This window comes from Staphylococcus sp. FW104-15G4D, from assembly GCF_058790135.1.
The window spans coordinates 140,766-158,698 of sequence record NZ_JBYTCH010000003.1; the positions used below are offsets into that span (position 1 = coordinate 140,766).

Here is a 17,933-nt window from a genome sequence, read left to right on the forward strand (position 1 = left end):
ATAAGAGGTGTAAAGCAAACAATGGATGGAATGTATGAGCAAAATCAAATGCCGCATAGCAATGAAGCTGAACAATCTGTCTTAGGTGCCATTATTATAGATCCAGAATTGATTAATACAACTCAGGAAGTCCTCCTTCCTGAGTCGTTTTATAGAGGCGCCCATCAACATATCTTCCGAGCAATGATGCATCTTAATGAAGATAACAAAGAAATCGACGTTGTCACACTTATGGATCAACTATCTAGTGATGGAAGCTTAAGTGAAGCGGGTGGCCCTCAATATCTCGCAGAGCTATCGACTAACGTTCCAACAACGCGAAACGTTCAATATTATACAGATATCGTCTTTAAACACGCGTTAAAACGTAAGTTAATTCAAACGGCAGATAGTATTGCAAATGATGGCTATAATGATGAATTAGAACTAGATACAATCCTAAGTGATGCCGAAAGACGTATCCTTGAACTTTCTTCTACAAGAGAAAGTGACGGGTTTAAAGATATTAGAGATGTCTTAGGACAAGTGTATGAGACTGCCGAAGAACTCGACCAAAATAGTGGTCAAACGCCTGGTATTCCAACAGGTTATCGAGATCTCGACCAAATGACTGCTGGGTTTAACCGTAATGATTTAATCATCTTAGCGGCTCGTCCTTCCGTGGGTAAGACTGCCTTCGCTCTTAATATTGCCCAAAAAGTTGCGACACATGAAGATATGTTTACAGTAGGCATATTCTCGCTTGAGATGGGTGCAGACCAGTTAGCAACGCGTATGATTTGTAGTTCAGGTAACGTAGATTCAAACCGCTTAAGAACTGGTACGATGACAGAAGAAGACTGGAGTCGTTTTACGATTGCAGTTGGTAAATTATCAAAAACTAAGATTTTTATCGATGATACACCAGGTATTCGTATTAATGACTTACGATCTAAATGTCGCCGTCTTAAACAAGAACACGGCTTAGATATGATAGTGATTGACTATCTACAATTAATTCAAGGTAGCGGTTCTCGATTCTCAGACAACCGTCAACAAGAAGTATCAGAAATCTCACGTACACTTAAAGCCATTGCCCGTGAACTAGAATGCCCAGTTATCGCACTGAGTCAGCTTTCACGTGGTGTTGAACAACGTCAGGATAAACGTCCAATGATGAGTGATATTCGTGAATCTGGGTCTATCGAGCAAGACGCTGATATCGTTGCTTTCTTATACCGTGATGATTACTACAATCGTGGCGAGGATGAAGATGATGACGATGATGCAGGCTTTGAGCCACAAACGAATGATGATAACGGTGAAATTGAAATCATAATTGCTAAACAACGTAACGGCCCAACAGGAACTGTGAAACTTCATTTTATGAAACAATATAATAAATTTACAGACATTGATTATGCTCATGCAGAAATGACATAAAATTTATTTTTCCGTACAATAAACTTATTTTTAGTTTTATTGTACGGTTTTTATTTTGTTTTCATTCTTTGCAATCACTTGAAGTATGTATATCATTTTCCGGAAAATGAATTCAAAAGCACTGATAACACAACGATGAAACTGTATAAAAAGTAAAAACAAGATGAATCAATTGCAAACAACTTAAACAAATTTAATGTTCGATTTTTATTTGCAATCTCATAGGCATATTGGTAGAATATCTAATGGTTAAACGAGAAAAACTTGGAGGTGCTCTTATGTCATCAATCGTAGTAGTTGGGACACAATGGGGAGACGAAGGTAAAGGTAAAATCACAGATTTCTTAGCAGAACAAGCAGATGTTATCGCTAGATTCTCAGGTGGTAATAATGCAGGACACACAATTCAATTTGGTGGAGAAACTTACAAATTACATTTGGTACCATCAGGTATCTTTTATAAAGATAAATTAGCAGTTATCGGTAACGGTGTAGTTGTAGATCCAGTAGCATTATTGAAAGAATTAGACGGTTTAAATGAACGTGGTATTTCAACTAACAACTTACGTATCTCTAACCGTGCACAAGTCATCTTACCTTATCACCTAGCTCAAGACGAATATGAAGAACGTCGTCGTGGAGATAATAAAATCGGTACAACTAAAAAAGGTATCGGCCCAGCATACGTAGATAAAGCACAACGTATCGGTATTCGAGTAGCAGACTTATTAGAGAAAGAAACATTCGAACGTCGTCTTAAAGAAAACATTGAATATAAAAATGCTTATTTCAAAGGAATGTTCAACGAAACATGCCCTACGTTTGATGAAATCTTTGACGAGTACTATGCAGCAGGTCAACGCTTAAAAGAATATGTCACTGACACAGCTAAAATCTTAGATGATGCTAACGTTGCAGACGACAAAGTATTATTCGAAGGTGCCCAAGGTGTCATGTTAGACATCGATCACGGTACTTACCCATTCGTTACGTCAAGTAACCCAGTTGCTGGTAATGTCACAGTAGGTACAGGTGTAGGTCCTACATCAGTTTCTAAAGTCATCGGTGTATGTAAATCTTATACGTCACGTGTAGGTGACGGTCCATTCCCTACAGAATTATTCGATGAAGACGGCCATCACATTAGAGAAGTAGGTCGTGAATATGGTACAACAACAGGACGTCCACGCCGTGTAGGTTGGTTCGACTCAGTAGTACTACGTCATTCACGTCGCGTAAGTGGTATTACAGACCTTTCAATCAACTCTATCGACGTTTTAACAGGTTTAGATACAGTTAAGATTTGTACAGCATATGAGTTAGATGGCGAAGAAATCACTGAATACCCAGCTAACTTAGATCAATTAAGACGTTGTAAACCAATCTTCGAAGAACTTCCAGGTTGGACAGAAGATATCACAGGCTGCCGCAGTTTAGAAGAACTCCCTGAAAATGCACGCAAATACTTAGAGCGTATTTCAGAATTATGTGGCGTACACATTTCAATCTTCTCTGTAGGCCCAGACCGTGAACAAACAAACCTATTAGAACAATTATGGTAAAACAAAGGTGTAAAAGAAAGCTGAGATCATTAATGATATCCCAGCTTCAAAGAAGACCGACTTGTTTCATTACAACGAGTCGGTCTTACTTTATTTATATAGAAGAAAGTAGTTGAATACGCGATATGCAATCCCGTTTTAAACGGCGCCATCAACACTTTTATAGCAATATTTCTCATTTATTAACCCTTAAAAAATATTGTTAAATTTATGTAAAAAATAGCTTGTCATGAAAAGATGAGCTATGCTATAATCTATTTTGTGCTTAAGAACGGCTCCTTGGTCAAGCGGTTAAGACACCGCCCTTTCACGGCGGTAACACGGGTTCGAGTCCCGTAGGAGTCACCATGATAGGTCCCGTAGTGTAGCGGTTAACACGCCTGCCTGTCACGCAGGAGATCGCGGGTTCGATTCCCGTCGGGACCGTATTGCCTACCCAATAGGGTAGGCATTTTTTATACCTTCATATCCGTTTTATTCCTGTTACAATCCATCCACTCATATAAAGTAATAACTCTATCCTCACCCAGACATAACGCTCACTTTACAATATCCATGACGTTGCAATAAAAACTTAACATTTACGCTATTTGTTTACATTTTCAAAAGGGAGAATCGCATAAGCATACGTTTTACACCAAATATTTATATTACAAAATAATGAAAACACTGATATATAGATAATTTGAGCTATTTGCAACTGTTCAACATATTTTGTAATACAGTATTTCAATGGTAAAATTATAAATAATATTATTCTATAATTTTTAATACAAAAATAGAATTACCCGTTCATAAATGGTAAATTATATATTAGGTAACTATGCGCTATATATATTACATACATCACCTTTCACAAGGTATAATAGAGAAAAATATAGCCTTCACATAATTAAACGAACGGAAGAATTACACTTTGAGAAAAGAGGTTAAAATATATGGCTAGAAAAGTTGTTGTTGTCGACGATGAAAAACCAATTGCTGATATTTTAGAATTTAATTTGAAGAAAGAGGGATACGAAGTATTCTGCGCTTACGATGGTAACGATGCAGTAGATTTAATCTATGAAGAAGAACCAGATATCGTACTCTTAGACATCATGTTACCAGGCAGAGATGGCATGGAAGTATGTCGCGAAGTACGTAAAAAATTCGAAATGCCAATCATCATGTTAACAGCGAAAGACTCAGAAATTGATAAAGTATTAGGACTTGAACTTGGTGCAGACGACTATGTAACAAAACCTTTCAGCACGCGTGAACTTATCGCACGTGTGAAAGCAAACTTACGTCGCCATTATTCACAACCAGCTCAAGAAGTGAGTGGCGCTACAAATGAAATAACAATCAAAGATATCGTCATCTACCCAGACGCTTACTCAATTAAAAAACGTGGTGAAGATATCGAATTAACACATCGTGAATTTGAATTATTCCACTACCTTTCTAAACATATGGGTCAAGTAATGACACGTGAACATTTATTACAAACAGTGTGGGGTTATGATTATTTCGGTGACGTACGTACAGTTGACGTAACGATTCGTCGTTTACGCGAAAAAATTGAAGACGATCCATCGCACCCAGAATACATTGTGACACGTAGAGGCGTTGGATACTTCCTCCAACAACATGATTAGAGGCAACATCCTATGAAGTGGCTTAAACAATTACAATCCCTTCACACTAAACTCGTTATTGTTTATGTATTACTGATTATTATTGGTATGCAAATCATCGGTTTGTATTTTACTAATAGTTTAGAAAAAGAATTACTAGATAATTTTAAAAAGAACATAACGCAATATGCGAAGCAGTTAGATGTTAATATAGAAAAAGTTTATAACGATAATGACAAAGGTACGGTAAACGCTCAAAAGGATATCCAAAACCTTTTGAGTGAATATGCCAACCGTCAAGAAATCGGAGAAATTCGCTTCGTTGATAAAGACCAAATTATTATGGCTACGACAAAGCAGTCTAACCGTAGTCTAATTAATCAAAAAGCGAATGACGGTTCCGTCCAAAAGGCACTTTCTCTCGGTGAAACCAACAACCACATGGTCCTTAAAGACTATGGTAGTGGTAAGGAACGTGTCTGGGTTTATAACATACCAGTTAAAGTCGACAAACAAACTATCGGTGATATTTACATAGAATCGAAAATCAACGACGTATATAACCAACTCAATAACATTAACCAAATCTTTATCGTCGGTACAGCTATATCATTATTCATCACAGTAATCCTCGGTTTCTTTATCGCCCGAACGATTACCAAACCAATTACCGATATGCGTAACCAGACTGTTGAGATGTCTAAGGGTAACTATACTCAACGTGTGAAGATTTATGGTAACGACGAAATCGGTGAGCTCGCACTTGCTTTCAACAACCTATCTAAACGTGTGCAAGAGGCGCAGGCTAACACCGAAAGTGAGAAACGCCGTCTAGATTCAGTTATCACACATATGAGTGATGGTATCCTCGCGACAGATCGCCGTGGACGCGTGCGTATTGCGAATGATATGGCGCTTAAGATGCTCGGTCTCGCGAAAGAAGACGTTATCGGCTATTACATGCTCGGTCTTCTTAACCTTGAAAATGAATTCTCACTAGACGAAATTCAAGAAAATAATGATTCCTTCTTATTAGATATTAACGAAGAAGAGGGCATTATTGCACGTGTCAACTTTAGTACCATCGTGCAAGAAACAGGATTCGTCACAGGTTACATTGCCGTGTTACATGATGTAACAGAACAACAACAAGTTGAACGTGAACGTCGCGAATTCGTAGCAAACGTTTCACACGAACTACGTACGCCACTCACATCAATGAACAGCTATATCGAAGCACTCGAAGAAGGCGCTTGGCAAGATGAAAGCCTTGCACCACAATTCTTATCCGTTACACGTGAAGAAACAGAACGTATGATACGACTCGTTAACGACTTACTCCAATTATCCAAAATGGACAACGAGTCAGACCAAATTACTAAAGAAATCGTTGACTTCAACATGTACATTAATAAAATTATTAATCGACATGAAATGGCAGCGAAAGATACAACATTCGTAAGAGAAATCCCACAACAAACAATATTCACAGAAATCGATCCAGATAAGATGACACAAGTATTCGACAACGTTATCACTAACGCAATGAAATATTCACGTGGTGATAAACGAGTTGAGTTTCATGTGAAACAAAATGCACTTTACAATAGAATGACCATTCGTATAAAAGATAATGGTATTGGAATTCCAATCAATAAAGTAGATAAAATATTCGATAGATTCTACCGTGTTGATAAAGCACGTACACGTAAGATGGGTGGTACAGGACTCGGTCTCGCAATTTCCAAAGAAATTGTAGAAGCGCACAATGGACGCATCTGGGCAAACAGCGTAGAAGGTCAAGGTACGTCTATCTTCATCACACTTCCTTGTGAAATCATTGAAGACGGTGATTGGGATGAATAGTAAAGAACATATTAAATCAATTATCCTAGGTCTTCTCGTACTCATCAGTATCGTTTTGACATACTTGGTCTGGAACTATACACCAGACCTCAATAATGTTACTAACTCAGATAGCAGTAAAAAGAACGAGCCGAAACCACTAAGTAAACCTATGACAGCAAGCATGGAAGGCACGGTTACACCATTTCAGATCATTCATTCAAAGGATGATAAACCACAAGGAACGGTCTCAACAGGTGATGCACTTGATAGCATTACGAAGCCATTGAAGAATCAAGAAGTTAAATCTGTGTCACATATGCGCAGAGATCATAACCTTGTTATACCAGAACTAAGTAATGACTTTACCGTGCTAGATTTCACATACGATTTACCTTTAACGACATACTTAAGTCAGGTATTGAACATCGATGCGAACGTACCCAACCACTTTAACTTCAATCGATTACTTATAGACCAAGATAATGACAATCACGTGGTGCTTTATGCGATAAGTAAAGACCGTCACGAAGTCGTGAAATTAAAAACATCAGCACAAGGTAAAAATATAGATAGCGCCTTAGACAGTATTAAGTCAGATATGCAACCATATACTGAAATCATCACTAATAAAGACACTATCGATAAAGCAACACACGTCTTCGCGCCAAGTAAACCTAAAGACTTAAAATCATATCGTATGGTCTTCTCAACAATGAACGTCGAACGAATGAATTCCATTCTCTTTGAAGATTCAACTATCGTACGAAGCTCTCAAAGTGGTGCGACAACATATAACAACAACACAGGCGTCGCGAACTATGACGATAACAGTGAAATGTATCATTATAAAAACCTATCTGAAGACGCGAAAAGCTCAAGCAATATGGAAGAAACAATTCCAGGTACCTTTGAATTTATCAACGGCCATGGTGGATTCCTTAACGAAGATTATCGTTTATTCAGTACAGATAATAAGACAGGTAAACTGACTTACCAACGCTTCTTGAATGGTTACCCTACATTCAACAACCAGAATTTAAATGAAATTCAAGTCACATGGGGTAAAAAAGGCGTCTTCGATTACCAACGCTCATTACTTAAGAGCAGCGTTCAACTGAACAGTGAAGAACCTAAGACCTTACCTACAGCCGAATCCGTTCGTTCAGCACTTGCCAATAATAATAATATTGACTTTGAAAAGGTAACCAACATTGCAGTCGGCTATGATATGGATGACAAACCAGATAAAGATGATATAGAAGTTCAACGCAATAGTGAATTCACACCACAATGGTACGTAGAATACGATGGCAATTGGTACGCCTATAAAGATGGGAGGCTTGAATAAATGAATTGGAAACGCACAAAGACGCTATTCATTTTCGTATTTATTCTCGTCAACATCTTACTCGTCATGATATACATCGATAAAGTCAATAAAGCACAGATTAATGACGCAGAAAGTGGGAACAACGTTAATTTTCAACAAGAAGAAATTAAAGTCCCTACAGACGTACTTAATAAGAAAGTTAAAGATACGAAACTCGCACAAATCACAGCACGCTCTAAAGACTTCTCGAGCTACGCTAAAGAACATTCAAGCTTAGATACATCAGACAAAAACAAGACATTAGAAGGCGATATAGACAAAACTGTGAAAGTAAGCGATAAGAACCTAAAAGACATTAAAGATTTTATTGCAGATAGTATTTATAACGGTAAACAATATCAATTGAGTGATCTAAGTTCAGATAAAATCACTTACGAACAAACCTTTGAAGGTTATCCTATTATGAATAACAATAAAGCCCGTTTAACCTTTAATTTAAATGATGGAAAAGCAACAAGCTACAAACAAACAGCGATGAATAATATCCATATCGCAGAAGGGTCAAATAGTACTAAGAAACAAGTCATTAGCCCACGTAAAGCCGTCGAAGCACTTTACTTCAACAGATATCTAAAACGAAACGACCAAGTCATCGACGCACGCCTAGGCTATTACTCAGTCGTCAAAGAAACCAACGTACAATTACTACAACCCAACTGGGAAATTAAAGTTAAACACCACGGTAAAGACAACATAGAAACCTATTACGTCGAAGCCACCACCAAAAACCCAAAAGTTATAAATTAAGGTGCTAAGAAAAGCGCTTAGGTCGCGAGCAATAACTAGCATCAAGCGAAAATTGTTCCTCAAATTTTAGCGCGATGCGTATTATTGTCGAACGACCTGCTTTTCGAAGCCCGTCAATTAAGGTGCGAAAGTGAGCGTTTAGGTTTTGAGCAGAACCGAAAAGCGAGCAAAACTGTTCTTTAGTTTTGACGAGAGTTTGAGAGTTTCTGCCGAAAAACCTGCTCACTGAAGCCCGTCTATCATTCCTGCAACACTCAGTACAATAACGTTCATCATAAACGACCACTCCCCGAAACAGAGTGGTCGTTTCTTTATGCTATAACGAAGCGGTCAAAAAATGATATTCCACGACACTAATTATTCATAAACTGACAATTGGCACACACCTCTTAAAATTGGTATAGTATAATATAAAGGAATTTTAGAGAACGTTTCGTTTCGAGAATTCATATTTAGAATCAACACACCTCGAAACCTCATTTATAACTCACATTAACGTGCAAAAAAGTAAAATAAAACTTAAGAACTACTAGAACCAAATGCACGTCTCACCCGTACCGCACAAACAATTCTCAAACAAATACAGATTGTACATATTAGAAAGGATGAAGTCGCTTGATACGTATGAGTGTATTAGCAAGTGGTAGTACAGGTAACGCCACTTACGTAGAAAGTGAGAAAGGTAGCCTACTTGTAGACGTAGGTCTAACCGGCAAGAAAATGGAAGAGCTATTTAGCCAGATTGATCGAAATATCAAGGATCTAAACGGCATTCTAGTCACACATGAACATATCGACCACATCAAAGGACTTGGAGTTCTCGCACGTAAATATAACCTTCCAATTTATGCAAATGAGAATACATGGAAAGCCATTGAAAAGAAAGATAGCCGAATCCCAATGGATCAGAAATTCATCTTCAATCCATATGAAACGAAATCTATCGCAGGATTCGATATCGAGTCATTCAACGTCTCACATGACGCGATTGACCCACAATTCTATATTTTCAACAATAACTATAAGAAATTCACGATACTGACGGACACAGGCTATGTGTCAGACCGTATGAAAGGCATGATTCGTGGTAGCGATGCATTCATGTTCGAGAGTAATCACGATGTTGATATGTTACGCATGTGTCGCTATCCTTGGAAGACGAAACAACGAATTTTAAGTGATATGGGACATGTGTCTAACGAAGATGCTGGTCTCGCTATGACAGACGTCATCACAGGTAACACGAAGCGTATTTACCTATCTCACTTATCTCAAGACAACAACATGAAGGATCTTGCTCGTATGAGTGTCGGCCAAGTGTTAAATGAACATGATATTGATACTGAGAAAGAAGTACTTCTCTGCGATACGGATAAAGCTCAAGCTACACCAATTTATACTTTATAATTGAATAACAGTAAGACACCTGACCTACTTAAGTATCTTTCTTAAGTAGGTTCTTTTTTTGAAAATATTCTGTGGAAAAGTAATGAAAAATGAGGAAAATAATACGTAAGTTAGTCTTAAAAGTAGGTTATATATATGCTATAAATGTAATTATTGAGTTTAGACACCCTCAAAGTTATCCACTAAAATGTCCATAGTTATCCAGTATTGTGTACAATACACACAAAAATACCCACATTATACACAGAGTTATCCACAAAATAACAGGTTATTACACAGGAAATGTGTATAAATCTCAAAAATAATTAAGAAAGTATAAATATTATTGTTATAATAAGAGGGAATAGTGTGCACAAGTGAATAATTTGTGGATAAGTTGGATAAATCATACATATTTACATGGAGGATAAAATGAAAATTACAATCCTGTCAGTAGGAAAACTAAAAGAAAAATATTGGAAACAAGCAATAGCAGAATATGAGAAACGACTAGGACCTTATACCAAAGTTGAAATTATAGAAGTTCCAGATGAGAAAGCCCCAGAAAATATGAGCGACAAAGAAATAGAACAAGTAAAAGAAAAAGAAGGCCAACGACTACTCGCCAAAATCAAACCACAATCCACAGTCATCACATTAGAAATACAAGGTAAAATGTTGTCATCAGAAGGATTAGCCAAAGAATTACAAACACGTATGACCCAAGGACAAAGCGATTTTGTTTACGTCATAGGTGGATCAAATGGCCTACACCAAGATGTCTTAAACCGCAGCAACTACGCACTCTCCTTCAGCAAAATGACCTTCCCACACCAAATGATGCGAGTAGTCTTAATCGAGCAAATCTACCGCGCCTTCAAAATTATGCGTGGTGAAGCGTATCACAAATAAAACTAAAAAATAAGTTGTATATAACTTATTTTGAAATTGGTTAAGTATATAGTATCTCCAATAAAATGTAGTTAACTTACGATAATGCTGAACTATAGCTTTGTAAACTAAAATGTAAATAATTACAATCAAATTGCAACAATATAGTTCAAGAATGCTACAATTTGAGGACAGATTGATAGCATTAATCCCTTTAAAATGAAGCTAGGAGATAACTTACATTATGATTAGTAAACAAATAAAGGATTTACGAAAGCAACATAATTATACTCAAGAAGAGCTAGCTGAAAAATTAAATACTTCAAGACAAACAATTTCTAAATGGGAACAAGGTATTTCAGAACCAGACTTAATTATGCTTATGCAATTGTCACAATTATTTTCTGTTAGTACAGACTATCTCATTACAGGAAGTGACAATATTATTAAAAAAGATAATAAAAGCTATTATGAAATGAATTTTTGGGCATTTATGTCTGAAAAATGGTGGGTAATTATTATTATAGTAATCATAATTTGTGGAACAATAGGACAAATTTTTTCAAACTAATGTAAGTATCTCTCAAATATTTTGGGAGGTTTTATTATGAAAATCAAAAAATTATTAAAGACATTATTAATTATTTTATTATGTTTTGTATTGTCTGTTATTGTGCAAAATATTTCAATGCTATGGCATATTGTGAGCATTTGGAGTGTTGAATATATTTTACATGCATTAACTTATATAGTACTTTCATACTTTTCAGTAAAATGGTTCATTGAAATTGTGCTTAAAAGCAATATGAAAGATTATAGAATAATACCGGTGAAATTTTTCAAGTCTTGTTTTCTTATAGGATTAATTTTGATATTAGTAATTGATTTAATATATCTATTATTTATTCCTGGTAAATTGATAATACCTCATTATTCAACAAGCGTTGGATTTATGGAGATGTTCTTTAGCGCATTTTTAATTACTGGTATTGCTGCGCCTATATTTGAAGAGATGGTATTTCGAGGAATACTAATGAGATACTTTGAAAAACAATATGGAATTTTATTTGGAATTATAATACCCTCGATTTTATTTTCTCTTGTTCATCTATTTAATGGAGAGTTAAAGGGAGAAAATTTATTATTACTACTTATAGGTGGCTCAATTGCTGGAATAATGTATGCAGTGACTGCATGGACGTTTAATAGTATATGGGCCTCTGCTATATTACATATGCTTTGGAATATAAATGGTTTATTAAATATCACAACTCAAGATGATCATTGGGGAGTATATCAGTACATATTAGAAACAAAAAATGTACTGATTACAGGTGGGGATTATGGTATGGATACATCATTACTTTCAATATGTAGTTATATTGCAGTTATTATAGTTATGATTGTTACTAAAAGACACTTTAACTTTTTACTAAAGTAATTATAGAATAGTGTGGTTAATCCTGACGACTAGTCGGATACAATTTAAAGAGTAATAAAAAGTGTATTATTAACTGATATGCAAAAGTATCCCACTAAAGAAATAAAAAAACAGATGGTAGAATATGTTAGCATTTAATATACAAATTAGTTTTTAACTTACATGAAAACTAGTTCAATAAAAAAGTTAAATTAGGAGCTTATTATGAATATCTATCAAACCTATGCATGCTTAGTCATAGGAATAATCGTTAATAGTACTACTACTATACTAAAAAGAAAAAAATTAATTTCAAATATTAAACAACTTTGGAAAAGTAAAAAGACTTTAGAAGAATTTATACGTTCAAATTCGAGATTTGATTATTAGTTTAATCTTCGACGTAAGAATTATTCTGATACATTAGTAGATGATAAAACATGGATAGACTTAGATATGGATACTTTGCTTCATAAAATTAATTTTAACTATACAGTTATCGGAGAAATGAACTCCCTATAATCTAATTGAGAAAATATAAGAAGAAAAAATTTAAGGTTTTAGAGTCCCATGTATTATTCCGTTCTTTCTTGATAGATGTGTAATATTTTAGTGGATTTAATAATTAGTAAATTTTTAACAGGCATAATAACTTACAATTAAGAAAAGATTAAAACTTATTAATAATAGAGAGGTTATGTGAATAATGAATGATTTGTTAAAAATTTATGAAAAATTGAAAAAAGATATTGAAAACAGGTGGTTAATACCATTTCATTATGTGGTTTTTGGATTAGCATTAGTTGTATATTTTCTGGAAATTCCTATTTATAAATTGGTGAATAACTTAGATAAAGAGCTTGTTGATAAGGTTTTATATGCTTTTTCATTAGTGTATGATCACATTGTATTGATATTTATATTAATTATAATTATCATTTTGATAGTTTATTTATTCTTTGATGTGTTTAATATGAATCGTTTTGTTCCATCGCCTACAACTTATGTAGATGGTAGTGAAAGTTCTATAAACTATGTAAGTGCTATTAAAAGATTGATAAACTTTATGATATTAATTATCACAAAGTACTGGATAACTTACTTTATTGTAAACTTAATATTTCATAATGATAAATTACTGTATTTAAACAATGATTCAAAACATTTGTATAAGTGTCTCTTGTTTTTAAATATCTGTATCTTTATAGTGCATATATTAAAATCAATTTTTATAATAAAAATTATGGCAGATGATTCGCTAAGACTTATTAATGAAAATGATTTAACTGATTTTTACATAACATTAAATAAAAATGATGAATATCGTATGGTAAAACCTAAATATAGAAAAATAGATAATTTTATTATTATTAAAAAAAGTGAAGATTTCACTAATTCAAATGAGTATAAAGTTATTAATAAAAGTAAAAATTTTGAGGAAATAATTTATCATTTTGACAATCTTACTTCAAATCATTGATGATTTATAAATTATTATTCTAAGTTTAACTAGAAATTAAATTTTTATGCAGGCCAATCGATTTCTTTATCGATTAATAAAAATGGTTATATTAATAACAGTTTTGATGCTTCGCGAGATGTCATTAGAAACATCGAAGTAAGCATCTTAGACTATAAATAAAGTCATTGTTTATAAAAACAATTGCATTAAAAAAGGGAGTATAGAACTCCCTTAATAAGTTGATATATAAGTCACTTATTTTTTTAATAAAATTTTAATTCCTCTGATAATGTTGAGAATATATAATATTAAAGCAATTAAAAAGAATACAATAGCAATGATTAAAGCAATAACAAATATTAATAATTGATGATCAAACGGTTTATCAAAGACTCCTTTTGAAAAAATAAAAATTCCTCTGCCTACACAAAAACTAATCCATGTCATAATATGATTCCCTAATGCTTTTTTACCATGTCCTGATGTTGGCTCATCAGCAAGTATCCATACAAATAAAGGTAAAATGACAGGTGCGAAAAAGATACTTAAATAACTCAATGCTGATAAAACGTAACTATTGTCATTTTTATGCATATTACTATTTGTATTTTCCACTTTTTTCACCTTCTTTACTTTTCTTTATTATTATAAAAACATTAATAGCGAGCTATTACAACAGTTATAAGAGAAACTTACAATAATGAAAGTATTCCACTAGACCTTCAAATCTTACTTTGGCACATGGTAGAAGAAAAAGATAACCAGCCTCAAAAGCTTTATCACTTATTATTGATAATTTTGACTGCATCATTAATAATATTTTTTGTTAATTGAGCTGCATCGACTGTGTCAGCTAATCTAGTACTTTGTCCACTCCAAATATGGGTCCACTCAGTATATCCTTTCTCCAAAGCAGATTTTCGTATTTGCGTTGTTAATTGATTTTGTAAAGGATAAGGAGGCACCTGTTTTGAATATAAATTCATATTGTGTACAAATTCATTCATAATTCCGCGAGCCAATTTGCCACTAAATACATTTGTCAGTATTGTATCTGTTTCAGAGCTTTCAATAATTTCATTTTTGATTTTGTCATCAGCGCCACTTTCATTCGTTGTTAAATAAGCAGTACCTAATTGCGCTGCTCCAGCCCCCAAAGCTAAACTAGCTACTAAACCTCTTCCATCCATAATACCACCAGCTGCAATAACTGGTATAGACACATTATCAACAATTTGTGGTACTAAAGATAAAGTACCGACCAATGGAAATTCACCATTGATTGTTGTAAATGATCCTCTGTGGCCACCTGCTTCATAGCCCTGGGCTACAACTATATCCATACCAGCATTTTCATTTTCAACTGCTTCTTCGACTGATGTTGCAGTTCCAATTAAAATTTTTCCTGCATTATGAAGTCGTTTAATAATATTTTGATTTGGAATACCAAAAGTAAAAGCAATGATAGGTACTTTTAATGATTCAATAACTTCTATTGCATCTTCAAACTTTTCTTTTTCTTTAGCCGTACTATTTTTGGGAGTAGATAATCCAAGCGCTTCTCTATATGGTTTGAGTTTTGTATTCATCTGCTCAATTTGTTTTTTATCGTACTTAATATCATTGGGTGTAAATAGATTTACTGCAAAAGGAGCTTGTGTCAGTTTTTGAACTTCTAAAATCTCTTTCGAAAGTTGATGTGAATCAAAATAACCTGCTCCTATCATACCTAAGCCTCCTTGTTTACTAACAGTAGAAACTAGTTCTGGCGTAGTACTTCCTGCCATTCCAGCTTGTATAATAGGATATTTAATACCTAACATTTTTGTGATTTGAGTAGTTAAATTCATAATTAACACCTTCTATTTTATTATATTTGATTTCATTTTCTCAAAAGCAACTTGTTTCAATTGATTTATCACATTATTATTTTTATTATCTTGTCGATAAATGATATTTAGTGATATTGTTTGAAATGACTCCTCTACTTTGGTTATTTCTATACCATCGCTATTTCCTTTATTTAATACTGACATAGGTAAAAATGCTATACCTAATCCAGCTTCAACACACCCCAAAATGCCATCTAAAGTATTTAATGTCATTTTATTTTCTATATTAATATCATGATAATTAAGCCAATCTTCAAAAATTTTTCTATAAAAACAACCTTCGCCAAACATTATAATAGACTTATTTTCGTTTATATTCTGTTTAAAGTTGCTCTTTTGAGATAAAATCACTAATTTTTCATTAAAGATATTTGTGCAAATAAGATCTTTATCGTTAATATTCCCAGATATAAAAGCACAATCCATTTCTCTATTCTTTACATGTTCAATTAATTTAATACTATTATCTGTTTTTAAATTAATTTGAATTTTTGGATTTTTCCTCTTATATTCATTCAATAATTTAGGTAAATGAACTGCAGCTATTGTTTCAATTGTCCCTATGTTAATATTTAATTTTTTATTGTTGCTTACATTATGTTCTGCTTCATGTAAAATTGTGAATATTCTCTTAATATATTTTAGTAATTCAATACCTTCTGGTGTCGGTTTAATTCCTTTTTTATCTCTATATAGTAATTTCACTTGATAATAAGACTCTAATCTTTGAATTTTAGCTGTTACATTTGATTGAACATAATTCAGTTCTTGCGCTGCTTTAGTAAAGCTACGATTTTCGCAGACTTTATAAAAAGCTTCTAAGTCATTTAAGTTCATATTTTTCACCAATACTTTCGTTTTGTTTATAGCTAAATATTGTAGAAATAAGACCCAGTATTAATAAAACAGTTGCAAATATTAAAGCAATGTTATAATTATTCGATTTACCAATTAAGATTCCCGCAAACATAGGAGCTAACATTTGTCCTAAACTGTATATTACAGTCAGTAATGAGACTAAATTTAAGGGGTCATCTGTTTTGTACATTAAACTTTGCCCTTTAGAAATAAATAATGTAGTTAAACCTAAAAAAGTCCCTCCAAATAGAACTGAACTAATAACTAAACTAAAAATTTCATGAGTAAAAACAGGTAGACAAACGCTTATAATTTGTAAAATAAATGCACCATAAATGGCTTTTTTATAACTGATTTTTTCAGCTATAAGTGACCAAATTAATGTAGAAGGAATTGCACCTAATCCAACAAACATCCAGCTTAAAGTCGCATATTCAGCAACAGAAGGAATTGATTTAACTATAGCAACTAGAAAAGTACCAGTAATAATATAACCTGCCCCTTCAAAGAAGTAAGCAATAGAAAAAAAGATAACAAACTTTTTGTTTAGTCTATTATTAATTTTCATTTTTTCTTCTTTAAAATTTATTATTGTATTTGTATTTTCTTTCATAAAAACCAATACAATTAAGCCCAAAACCAGTGAAACTATTCCTAAAACAAACCAAACCATTTTCCATGAATCCACACTGGCAAAAAAATAAAGATAAATACTACTTAAAAAAATACCTAATCCAACAGCACTATATAATACACCTGATATCCCCTCTCTTTGTATTTTCTTTAATGAATCTAGTACTATGTTTGAAGTTAATACAAATACCGTCCCGCTTGTTATCCCGGAAATCAATCGAAAAATTGACCAAATTAAATATTGTTCTGTAAATCCCATTAAGATAGTAGAAATAATATTTAAAGCAAGGTAAATTTTCAAATCTATTACTTTAGTTTTATAAATATAAAATATTGGAATAACAGCGCCAACTAAATACCCTAAATAATTCCATGTAGCTAAAAACCCCGCTTCTTGATTGTCCATAGATGTATCTTGTTGCATAAATGGTAATATAGGTGTATAAGCAAACCTACTGATAGACATAACGATTAACATTGCTATCATACCTAATAAAAGTTGTTTATATGCATGTTTTTTCATATAATTATCCTTTCATTTCAACTTAATTTTAGTATAGTCAATTTGTTATATTAATAAAAATGATTATTTAAGATAATTATTATCAAAAATAATGATGTATATAACCATGATTTTTTGATTTTTACAAATATGTATGACAAACATGTCTTTAAGTGGTTCTGTTGCAAAGTTGAATTTATAGTATAATTTTAACAAAAAGGAGCCTTCTGTATGAACTATTTCAGATATAAACAATTTAACAAGGATGTTATCACTGTAGCCGTTGGCTACTATCTAAGAT

General features: G+C 33.3%; 15 protein-coding genes, 2 tRNA genes and 1 pseudogene. 14 read left to right on the top strand and 4 right to left on the bottom strand.

What is annotated here, in order from left to right; translation table 11 throughout:
• The first annotated feature begins 21 nt into the window (after positions 1-21).
• The 13 genes from dnaB (at position 22) to AC3WQX_RS10345 (ending at position 13,765) form a co-directional block, all read left to right on the top strand.
• Complete coding sequence (gene dnaB, locus AC3WQX_RS10285) at positions 22-1,422, top strand: replicative DNA helicase (RefSeq protein WP_002434020.1); 1,401 nt, start codon at positions 22-24, stop codon at positions 1,420-1,422.
• A gap of 278 nt (positions 1,423-1,700) precedes the next feature.
• Positions 1,701-2,984, top strand: a complete 1,284-nt coding sequence (locus AC3WQX_RS10290; protein WP_002434422.1) for an adenylosuccinate synthase — start codon at positions 1,701-1,703, stop codon at positions 2,982-2,984.
• Positions 2,985-3,257: 273 nt separating this feature from the next.
• A tRNA-Glu gene (locus AC3WQX_RS10295) sits at positions 3,258-3,332 on the top strand.
• A 5-nt stretch (positions 3,333-3,337) separates the two neighbouring features.
• Positions 3,338-3,410, top strand: a tRNA-Asp gene (locus AC3WQX_RS10300).
• Positions 3,411-3,922: 512 nt separating this feature from the next.
• Positions 3,923-4,624, top strand: coding sequence for a response regulator YycF (gene yycF, locus AC3WQX_RS10305; RefSeq protein WP_002434481.1), 702 nt, complete (start codon positions 3,923-3,925; stop codon positions 4,622-4,624).
• 12 nt (positions 4,625-4,636) lie between these two features.
• Positions 4,637-6,469 (top strand): cell wall metabolism sensor histidine kinase WalK, encoded by a 1,833-nt coding sequence (gene walK, locus AC3WQX_RS10310; RefSeq protein WP_002434451.1) that lies wholly within the window; start codon positions 4,637-4,639, stop codon positions 6,467-6,469.
• Positions 6,462-7,799: a two-component system activity regulator YycH gene (gene yycH, locus AC3WQX_RS10315; protein WP_002434631.1), complete on the top strand. Its 1,338-nt coding sequence runs from the start codon at positions 6,462-6,464 to the stop codon at positions 7,797-7,799. Before walK ends, yycH begins: the two co-directional genes overlap by 8 nt.
• On the top strand, positions 7,800-8,588 hold the full coding sequence (locus AC3WQX_RS10320) for a two-component system regulatory protein YycI (RefSeq protein ID WP_030065550.1): 789 nt from the start codon (positions 7,800-7,802) through the stop codon (positions 8,586-8,588).
• Positions 8,589-9,212: 624 nt separating this feature from the next.
• Positions 9,213-9,995, top strand: a complete 783-nt coding sequence (locus tag AC3WQX_RS10325; RefSeq protein WP_030065548.1) for an MBL fold metallo-hydrolase — start codon at positions 9,213-9,215, stop codon at positions 9,993-9,995.
• 411 nt (positions 9,996-10,406) lie between these two features.
• Positions 10,407-10,886, top strand: coding sequence for a 23S rRNA (pseudouridine(1915)-N(3))-methyltransferase RlmH (rlmH, locus tag AC3WQX_RS10330; RefSeq protein WP_030065546.1), 480 nt, complete (start codon positions 10,407-10,409; stop codon positions 10,884-10,886).
• Between the two features lie 223 nt (positions 10,887-11,109).
• Positions 11,110-11,436 carry a helix-turn-helix domain-containing protein gene (locus AC3WQX_RS10335; protein ID WP_000624048.1) on the top strand — a complete coding sequence of 109 codons (327 nt, stop codon included), beginning with the start codon at positions 11,110-11,112 and terminating at the stop codon, positions 11,434-11,436.
• Between the two features lie 36 nt (positions 11,437-11,472).
• Positions 11,473-12,306 (top strand): CPBP family intramembrane glutamic endopeptidase, encoded by an 834-nt coding sequence (locus AC3WQX_RS10340; protein ID WP_000694291.1) that lies wholly within the window; start codon positions 11,473-11,475, stop codon positions 12,304-12,306.
• Positions 12,307-12,991: 685 nt separating this feature from the next.
• Positions 12,992-13,765, top strand: a complete 774-nt coding sequence (locus tag AC3WQX_RS10345; protein WP_000998885.1) for a hypothetical protein — start codon at positions 12,992-12,994, stop codon at positions 13,763-13,765.
• A gap of 237 nt (positions 13,766-14,002) precedes the next feature.
• Here AC3WQX_RS10345 and AC3WQX_RS10350 read toward each other — a convergent pair whose 3' ends face one another.
• The 4 genes from AC3WQX_RS10350 to AC3WQX_RS10365 all read right to left on the bottom strand — a co-directional run bounded on the left by AC3WQX_RS10350 (position 14,003) and on the right by AC3WQX_RS10365 (position 17,653).
• Positions 14,003-14,362 (bottom strand): magnetosome magnetite crystal formation protein family, encoded by a 360-nt coding sequence (locus tag AC3WQX_RS10350; RefSeq protein ID WP_000432280.1) that lies wholly within the window; start codon positions 14,360-14,362, stop codon positions 14,003-14,005.
• A 164-nt stretch (positions 14,363-14,526) separates the two neighbouring features.
• Positions 14,527-15,597: an NAD(P)H-dependent flavin oxidoreductase gene (locus AC3WQX_RS10355; RefSeq protein ID WP_002499602.1), complete on the bottom strand. Its 1,071-nt coding sequence runs from the start codon at positions 15,595-15,597 to the stop codon at positions 14,527-14,529.
• Between the two features lie 12 nt (positions 15,598-15,609).
• Positions 15,610-16,476, bottom strand: a complete 867-nt coding sequence (locus AC3WQX_RS10360) for a LysR family transcriptional regulator (RefSeq protein WP_001052247.1) — start codon at positions 16,474-16,476, stop codon at positions 15,610-15,612.
• Positions 16,463-17,653 carry a YbfB/YjiJ family MFS transporter gene (locus AC3WQX_RS10365; protein ID WP_000716034.1) on the bottom strand — a complete coding sequence of 397 codons (1,191 nt, stop codon included), beginning with the start codon at positions 17,651-17,653 and terminating at the stop codon, positions 16,463-16,465. Before AC3WQX_RS10365 ends, AC3WQX_RS10360 begins: the two co-directional genes overlap by 14 nt.
• 210 nt (positions 17,654-17,863) lie before the next feature.
• Here AC3WQX_RS10365 and AC3WQX_RS10370 point away from each other — a divergent pair.
• Positions 17,864-17,933: pseudogene (locus AC3WQX_RS10370) on the top strand (IS6 family transposase); the annotation flags it as partial.

What these genes read in the sequence shown, in the direction of transcription:
- dnaB (WP_002434020.1), top strand. Translation starts at nt 22, where the DNA reads ATGGATGGAATGTATGAGCAAAATCAAATGCCGCATAGCAATGAAGCT.
- AC3WQX_RS10290 (WP_002434422.1), top strand. Translation starts at nt 1,701, where the DNA reads ATGTCATCAATCGTAGTAGTTGGGACACAATGGGGAGACGAAGGTAAA.
- yycF (WP_002434481.1), top strand. Translation starts at nt 3,923, where the DNA reads ATGGCTAGAAAAGTTGTTGTTGTCGACGATGAAAAACCAATTGCTGAT.
- walK (WP_002434451.1), top strand. Translation starts at nt 4,637, where the DNA reads ATGAAGTGGCTTAAACAATTACAATCCCTTCACACTAAACTCGTTATT.
- yycH (WP_002434631.1), top strand. Translation starts at nt 6,462, where the DNA reads ATGAATAGTAAAGAACATATTAAATCAATTATCCTAGGTCTTCTCGTA.
- AC3WQX_RS10320 (WP_030065550.1), top strand. Translation starts at nt 7,800, where the DNA reads ATGAATTGGAAACGCACAAAGACGCTATTCATTTTCGTATTTATTCTC.
- AC3WQX_RS10325 (WP_030065548.1), top strand. Translation starts at nt 9,213, where the DNA reads ATGAGTGTATTAGCAAGTGGTAGTACAGGTAACGCCACTTACGTAGAA.
- rlmH (WP_030065546.1), top strand. Translation starts at nt 10,407, where the DNA reads ATGAAAATTACAATCCTGTCAGTAGGAAAACTAAAAGAAAAATATTGG.
- AC3WQX_RS10335 (WP_000624048.1), top strand. Translation starts at nt 11,110, where the DNA reads ATGATTAGTAAACAAATAAAGGATTTACGAAAGCAACATAATTATACT.
- AC3WQX_RS10340 (WP_000694291.1), top strand. Translation starts at nt 11,473, where the DNA reads ATGAAAATCAAAAAATTATTAAAGACATTATTAATTATTTTATTATGT.
- AC3WQX_RS10345 (WP_000998885.1), top strand. Translation starts at nt 12,992, where the DNA reads ATGAATGATTTGTTAAAAATTTATGAAAAATTGAAAAAAGATATTGAA.
- AC3WQX_RS10355 (WP_002499602.1), bottom strand. Translation starts at nt 15,597, where the DNA reads ATGAATTTAACTACTCAAATCACAAAAATGTTAGGTATTAAATATCCT.
- AC3WQX_RS10360 (WP_001052247.1), bottom strand. Translation starts at nt 16,476, where the DNA reads ATGAACTTAAATGACTTAGAAGCTTTTTATAAAGTCTGCGAAAATCGT.
- AC3WQX_RS10365 (WP_000716034.1), bottom strand. Translation starts at nt 17,653, where the DNA reads ATGAAAAAACATGCATATAAACAACTTTTATTAGGTATGATAGCAATG.